Below are 6427 nucleotides of genomic sequence, written 5' to 3'. Positions count from 1 at the left end.
CCGCCACATCTACCAGGCCAACATCCGCCGCATCGAATCCTGCGACGCGGTGCTGGCGCAGCTCGATTTCTTCCGCGGCGCCGAGCCGGACAGCGGCACCTGCTTCGAGGTCGGCTATGCCGTCGCGCGCGGCAAGCTGGTGATCGGCCACGTGCCCGAGGGCGGCGCGCTGGCGGCCCGCATCCGGGCCCGGCAGCCCGGCATGCTGGCGGCCGACGGCGTGCACGACACGGCGGGCTGGCGCGTGGAGGAGTTCGGCCTGCCGCTGAACCTGATGCTGGCAGTGCCCTGCCGCATCGTCGTGGGCAGCGCGCACGAGGCCCTGGCGCAGCTGCGCGACGCGCTTGCCGCCCGGTCCACGGCGGCCTGAGCGCGGCGCTCAAGTTCAGCGCCGCACGGCCGAAGAGCCTGGCAGGCCTGCGCCGCGGGCCCGGCCCCGGCCTGCCCTGCGTTGCGGGGCGCTGCGGCCGCCCCGGCACGCGCCGCGCCCATGCCCGCCTACGGAACCGAGTTCTCCCTGCAACTGGCCACGCTGCTCGCGGCCTGGACCCTGCTGCTGGGCTTCGGCGAGCTGGCCGAGTCCGGCTTCGCGCTGCTGGCCTTCTGGTGCTTCGCCAGCACCGTGGGCCAGTCGCTGCCGCTGTTGGCCGCGCGCGCCTTCCACCTCTCGCAGGCGGGCTACGACATGCTGTTCGCCGCCGTGGTCGCGCCCCTGCTCATGGCATGGCTGGGCTGGCTGGGCAGCCTGCGCGCCGGCTGGAGCAGCCCGGACCCGCTGGAGAACCTGCAGCGCGCGCTGGTGGCGCTGCTGGTGCCCTTCCTGTGGCAGTACGGCCGGGGCTCGCGCCTGCCCGACCCGCACCTGCGCTCGGCCTGCGGCATCCGCTACGCGGCCTTTCCGCCGCCGGACGGCGCCGAGGACCCGGACGGCGTGCAGTTGCGCGACTTCGAGGAGGACGACCAGAAGCGCTTCCTGGACGACTTCGAGCACGTGCTGCTGCAGCTGGAACTGGACCCGATCGATGCCGGCCTGCGCCTGGCCGGCTTCCTGGTGCTGGCGGAGGCGGCGCTGCTGCGCTGGGTGCCGCTGCCCGCGGGCTGGCCCGGCCACCTGGTGCAGCAGGCGGGCGTGGCGGCGCTGGCCTGGGGCTACATGGCGGGCTTCGTGCGCTTCGGCCAGCTGCGCAACGCCCGCTACCAGCTGCTGCGCCTGTGGTCGGCCGAGGCGCTGCGGCGCACCGGCCGGCTGGTCGCCTTCACCGTGGGCACGGACCGCCGGCTGCGGCTGCGCCTGTTCGATGCGGGGGCGGTGGGGCGTGCCGAGCGCGTGCGCTTCGAGGGCGAACTGCACCTGGTGCTGCACCCGGCCACCCTGGACTTCCGCCGCTGCATGGCCCACGCCCGGGTCGCGCGCGCACCCTGGGCCTTCCAGGCCTCGCTGCGGGCGTGGAAACCGGCCTGAGCGCCCCGCGCAGGACGCCGGCCGCGCCGGTGCACCGGACCGCCCCGCCGCCCCGCCGCTTCGCGAACCCGCCCTCGCAGGCCTGCGCATGCGGGGCCGCCATCACAGTCGGTGCATCGTGCCGCGCGCGCGCGGCACCGCTGGGTATCATGGCCCGATGATCCTCACCATAGGCGCCGGCGCGGTCGGCACGGTCCTGCTCGGGGCCCTGGGCCGCCACCCCGCCGCCGACCTGGCGCTCTACGCCCGCCCCAAGGACCGCGCGGCCTTCGAGGCCGCCCCCGGGGTGCGCGTGGAGGACGCCCAGGGCCGGCCAGTCTTCACCGCGCCGCGCCCGCGCCTGGTGGACCGGCTGGACCTGCAGGGCGTGGACCACCTGCTGCTGTGCGTGAAGCACGGCGCGCTGGCCCCGCTGCTCGAGCAGCTGCCGCAACCCTCGGCCTTCCCGCCCGGCTGCACCGTGGTCTGCACGCTCAATGGCGTGGACGCGCTGCGCATGCTGCGCAGGCAGCTGCCCGGCGTGCGCATCCTGCCCATGACCATCATGTTCAATGCCCAGTGGCGCGGCCCGCTGCAGGCCCAGCTCGCCACCAAGCCGGCCCTGGTGCTGGGCGGCACCGGCGATGCCGCCCTGGCGGCCGCCTTCCAGGGCAGCGGCATGGCGGTGGCCCGGGCCCGGGGCGACGAGGCGGTGTGGGGCAAGCTGCTGATCAACCTGGCCAATGCAATCTGCGCGGTCACCCACGCCACCATCCAGGACCTGCTCACGGTGCCGGCGCTGCGCGAGGCCTGCGCCGCCTCCATCGAGGAAGCCCTGGCGGTGCTGCGCGCGGCCGGCATCGCCTTCGAGTGGCCCATGCCCATCCCGCCGTCGGCCTACCTGGCGCTGCTGCGGCGCGGCGGCCCGGTGACCTGGTGGCTGGCGCGGGCGCGCAACGGCGTGCGCGAGGGCAGCTACCCGTCCATGGTGGCCGACATCGACCAGCGCCGCACGACCGAGGTGCTGCTGCTCAATGGCGAGATCGCCCGCCTGGGCGAGGCGACCGGCGTGCCCACGCCCGTGGCCAGCCGGCTGGTCTCGATGGTGCAGGCGCTGGAGCACAGCCCCGCGGCCCAGCCGCCACGGCCGCTGCCGCCCGAGGCGCTGGCGGCGGCCCTGCGGCCGGCCTGAGCCCGGCGGCACGGCCTGGACCGGGTGGCACGGGGCAGCGGCTTCAGCCGGCACGGCCCCGCGGCCCGGCCTTCAGCCGGTGCGGCGCGACAGCGCGTCCAGGTAGCGCTTGGCGTCTTCCAGGGCCTCCACCTCCAGCTTGCGGTTGCCGAAGCGCGGGCGGCCCGGGTAGGCGGTGAGGGCCGTCAGCCTGCGCACCAGCCGCCCTTCGACGCGGATGGTGTAGCTGCCGTGGCGATCGGTCTCGATCTCGTAGTCGCCGTAGAGGGTCTTCATGAGACCCGGATTGTCCCCCGCGCAAAGGCTCTGGCAGGGCCTGAGACGAGCTGTTACTCGGTGGCCTGGGGCTGCGCGGCCAGGGCTTCCAGCCGCTTCATCGCGTCCTCGTAACCGGCCCGCACGATGGAATCGAAGCGGGTCCATTCCATGATGCCGTAGCCCTGCACCGGCGGGTTGAAGTACAGGTCCACGAAGCGCTTGCTCTCGCCCTGGCGGGCGTAGCTGTACATCATGCTGGAGTTCAGCAGCAGCGGGATGATGCCGGGCAGGCGGTGGCGCTTGCCGCGCAGCTTGTCCAGGGCCAGGCGCCAGCCGGTGGGCAGCTCGTCCATCTTGTACTTGATGGACCCCTCGCGCAGCAGGTTGACGCCCACGATGCGCGAGGCGCCCATGCCGGCCATCACGTCGGTGGGGAAGTTGTTGAAGGTGGCGCCGTCGATGTGCAACTGCCCGTCCAGCATCACCGGCGGCAACGCGCCGGGGATGGCCACCGAGGCGCGCAGGCTCTTGGCCAGCGGCCCGCGCGTGAGCACGGTCTCGCGCGCGGCGGAGTAGTTGCTGGAGACGCAGAAGAAACTCTTCCACAGGTCCTCGATGCCGCAGCCCTCGCCCATCACCGAGTGGATGCCGTGGTCGATGATGCGGCGCAGGCGGCGGCCGCCGATCAGCGAGACCACGGGGAAGATGTTGAAGTCGCCGGTGGGGTTCTTGCGGAAGGCCTCGCGCGCCTGGGCGATGGCCTCGTCCGGCGACAGGTCCATGGCCGAGAACACGCCCATCACCGAGCCGATGCTGGTGCCGCCCACCAGGTCCCAGGTGTGGCCGGATTCGGCCAGCGCCTTCATCACCCCCAGGTGGGCGAAGCCGCGCGCGCCGCCGCCGGACAGCACCAGCCCGGTGGCCTGGCCCGAAACCACGCGTGCCACCCGGCCCCAGTCGGCCGGCCGGTCCTCGCGCAGGTGCAGGTGGCCGGCCAGCTTGCGCGGCGCCAGCCAGCGCGAGGTGCCCTGGGGCGGCTGCCGGCCCGCCGGGTGCATCAGCACCAGATAGCTCTGTGCCAGCGGCGCGTGGGCGCCGTCCATCAGGCAGTCCCGCTCCAGGGGGCCGGGCTGGGGGTCCTGGCGGGCGTCGGCCAGCAGCAGCACGCGGTCCGCGTGGCGCAGGCAGCGCCGCGTCCACTCCGAGGGGGTGGGATCGGTGAGGTAGAAGACGAAGGGGTGCTCGTTCTCCAGCTGCTCCAGGCGTTGCGCGACGCGCGCCGAGCGCTCGCTGGCGTGCGGCACCTGCGCCATCCCCGGCTCGCCGAACCAGCCGTCCACCTCGGCGGAGGTCACCAGGCGCACGCCCGGGCCCAGCTCGCCCGCGATCCGGCGCGCCAGCGCGGCCAGGTCCAGCCCGGGCGTGACCGGCAGCAGCGCGAAGGTGACCGGGCGCGAGCTGGCCTTGCGCTCGGTCTCGCGCCGCATGCGGTCGATCACCAGGCGCGTCAGGTTGATGGACATCAGCGGGTAGGCGATCAGCAGTTCGCGGAAGGCATCGCCGCGCAAGCGCACCAGCACCGCGTCGCGCACCGCGACCACGGTGGCGGTGCGGGCCTCGCCGGTGAAGAAGGCCAGCTCGCCCACGGTCTCGCCGCGGGCGATCTCGCCCAGCGCCCGGGTGTGGCCTTCCTCGTCGGTGCGCAGGGCGCGCAGCCGGCCGCTGATGACCAAATACAGGCTGTCGTCGCGCGAGCCCTGCGCCAGCAGCGTCTCGCCGCCGGCCAGCTGCACCCACTCGAACTCCTGCAGCACGCGGGCCAGCATCTCCTCGTTGAATTCGCCGAAGATCCGCCGCAGGCCTTCGATCAGGAGCTGCCGATGGCCCTCCTGCACGCCGGCGGGCCCGTGCTCCCACACCCCTGTTGCGTCCATCCCTTGACTGCTCCCGTTTGGCTTGTTGTCCGCAAACGGCGGATTCTGCGCCGGCTCGTCACGGGGCGCCATGCTCGCAAGCCCCAGTCCGGTGCATGTCGCCTTGGCGACGGTGCGCAACCCCGGGAGCTCGTGTCCAATCGGGGCCCGTTTGCTCTGCCTTCTGCCTCCCATGAAAAAGCTTCGCCGGATCCTCCTGGGGCTGCTCGCCGTCCTCGCCGTCGCCGCGGCCGCCGGCTGGTTCTCCCTGGACAAGGAAACCCGCGGCGTGCTGGCCGCGCTGCCCACCAACCGCGACGTGCTCTTCTGGAGCACGCGCCAGCGGGACGCCGCCTTCCGCGCCATGGACCGCCTGAGCTTCCTGGCGAAATCGCGCGTGGTGGCGGCCGGTCCGGTCGCGCGGCCGCTGCCGCCCGGGCCGCCGCTCAAGCTGGCTGTGGACGTGGACGCCTACATGGCCGGCCAGCGCAGCGCCGCGCTGGTGGTGCTGCAGGACGGCAAGCTGCGGCTGGAACGCTACGGCCTGGGCTTCGACGGCCAGGGCCGCTGGACCAGCTTCTCCATGGCCAAGTCCCTCACCGCGCTGCTGGTGGGCGCCGCCGTGAAGGACGGCGCCATCCGCAGCATGGACGACAAGGTCTCCGACTACCTGCCGCAGATGAAGGGCTCGGCCTATGAACAGGTCAGCATCCGCCAGCTCGTGACCATGACCTCGGGCGTGCAGTGGAACGAGGACTACAAGGACCCGCAGTCCGACGTCGCCCGCTTCGACAAGCAGCCGCCCGAGGACGGCGTGCCGGCCATCGTGAGCTACATGCGCAAGCTGCCGCGCGCGGCCGCGCCCGGCACGCGCTGGAACTACAGCACCGGCGAGACCAACCTGGTGGGCATCCTGGTGGCGCAGGCCACGCACCGCACCCTGTCCGACTACCTCTCCGAAAAGGTCTGGAAGCCGGCCGGCATGGAACAGCAGGCCACCTGGATCCTCAGCCGCACCGGGCAGGAGATCAGCGGCTGCTGCGTGCAGGCGGCCACGCGCGACTTCGCGCGCGTCGGCCTGTTCATGCTGGACGGTGCCCGGCCCGTGGGCGGCACGGCCTCCGTGGTGCCCGAGGACTGGCTGGCGCAGGCCACGCGCAGCCAGACCGGCATCGGCCGGCCCGGGCGGGGCTACGGCTACTTCTGGTGGACCCGGGACGACGGCAGCTACGAGGCGCGCGGCATCTTCGGCCAGGGCATCTTCATCGACCCCGCGCGCCGGCTGGTGATCGCCTCCAACGCCGACTGGAACGGCGCCCAGGACCCGCAGGCCATGGCCGCGCGCGATGCCTTCTACCGCGCGGTGCAGCAGGCGGTGGACGCGGAAGCGGGGGCGGCCTCGCACTGAGGCGGCAGCGGCCACGGCCCGGGGCCCGGCACGCGCGACTCCCAAATAAAAGGCCCGGCACGGGGCCGGGCCAAGGGCGGGGCGTTGCCCTGATCGCGTGTCGCGCCGCCACTGCGTTCCGCCCAGTAAGGCGGGACAGTTGCACCGTACGCCCCGGCGGCTGACCCCCGCCTGACCCCGGCGCCGGGGCGCAATAATCGGGGCGCCCCAACCCC

6 protein-coding genes are annotated in these 6427 nt (G+C 73.6%); 4 read left to right on the top strand and 2 right to left on the bottom strand.

The annotated features are described in order from the left end of the window. The 3 genes from IM725_RS19395 to IM725_RS19385 form a co-directional block, all read left to right on the top strand. Positions 1-370: nucleoside 2-deoxyribosyltransferase (locus IM725_RS19395; protein ID WP_193782287.1), on the top strand; the 370-nt coding region annotated here is incomplete at its 5' end. Between the two features lie 120 nt (positions 371-490). Further along, positions 491-1462 carry a hypothetical protein gene (locus IM725_RS19390; RefSeq protein WP_193782286.1) on the top strand — a complete coding sequence of 324 codons (972 nt, stop codon included), beginning with the start codon at positions 491-493 and terminating at the stop codon, positions 1460-1462. A 157-nt stretch (positions 1463-1619) separates the two neighbouring features. Then, positions 1620-2633 carry a ketopantoate reductase family protein gene (locus IM725_RS19385; protein WP_193782285.1) on the top strand — a complete coding sequence of 338 codons (1014 nt, stop codon included), beginning with the start codon at positions 1620-1622 and terminating at the stop codon, positions 2631-2633. Between the two features lie 72 nt (positions 2634-2705). On the opposite strand, the gene IM725_RS19380 is transcribed toward IM725_RS19385, so the two are convergent. Together IM725_RS19380 and IM725_RS19375 are read right to left on the bottom strand one after the other, a co-directional pair. Next, a complete protein-coding gene (locus IM725_RS19380; protein WP_193782284.1) occupies positions 2706-2909 on the bottom strand; it encodes a hypothetical protein in 204 nt (67 codons plus the stop codon). 53 nt (positions 2910-2962) lie between these two features. Beyond that, complete coding sequence (locus IM725_RS19375; protein ID WP_193782283.1) at positions 2963-4825, bottom strand: patatin-like phospholipase family protein; 1863 nt, start codon at positions 4823-4825, stop codon at positions 2963-2965. A gap of 172 nt (positions 4826-4997) precedes the next feature. Here IM725_RS19375 and IM725_RS19370 point away from each other — a divergent pair, with 172 nt between their 5' ends. Then, positions 4998-6212: a serine hydrolase domain-containing protein gene (locus tag IM725_RS19370; protein WP_193782282.1), complete on the top strand. Its 1215-nt coding sequence runs from the start codon at positions 4998-5000 to the stop codon at positions 6210-6212. The last annotated feature ends 215 nt before the right edge of the window (positions 6213-6427 follow it).

Source organism: Ramlibacter aquaticus (assembly GCF_015159745.1).
Taxonomy (GTDB): Bacteria; Pseudomonadota; Gammaproteobacteria; order Burkholderiales; family Burkholderiaceae_C; genus Ramlibacter; species Ramlibacter aquaticus.
This window is presented reverse-complemented; position numbering and strand designations above follow the sequence as displayed.

Excerpts from the sequence above, each read along its gene's own strand:
- IM725_RS19385 (WP_193782285.1), top strand. The coding sequence starts at position 1,620 with ATGATCCTCACCATAGGCGCCGGCGCGGTCGGCACGGTCCTGCTCGGG.
- IM725_RS19375 (WP_193782283.1), bottom strand. The coding sequence starts at position 4,825 with ATGGACGCAACAGGGGTGTGGGAGCACGGGCCCGCCGGCGTGCAGGAG.
- IM725_RS19380 (WP_193782284.1), bottom strand. The coding sequence starts at position 2,909 with ATGAAGACCCTCTACGGCGACTACGAGATCGAGACCGATCGCCACGGC.
- IM725_RS19370 (WP_193782282.1), top strand. The coding sequence starts at position 4,998 with ATGAAAAAGCTTCGCCGGATCCTCCTGGGGCTGCTCGCCGTCCTCGCC.
- IM725_RS19390 (WP_193782286.1), top strand. The coding sequence starts at position 491 with ATGCCCGCCTACGGAACCGAGTTCTCCCTGCAACTGGCCACGCTGCTC.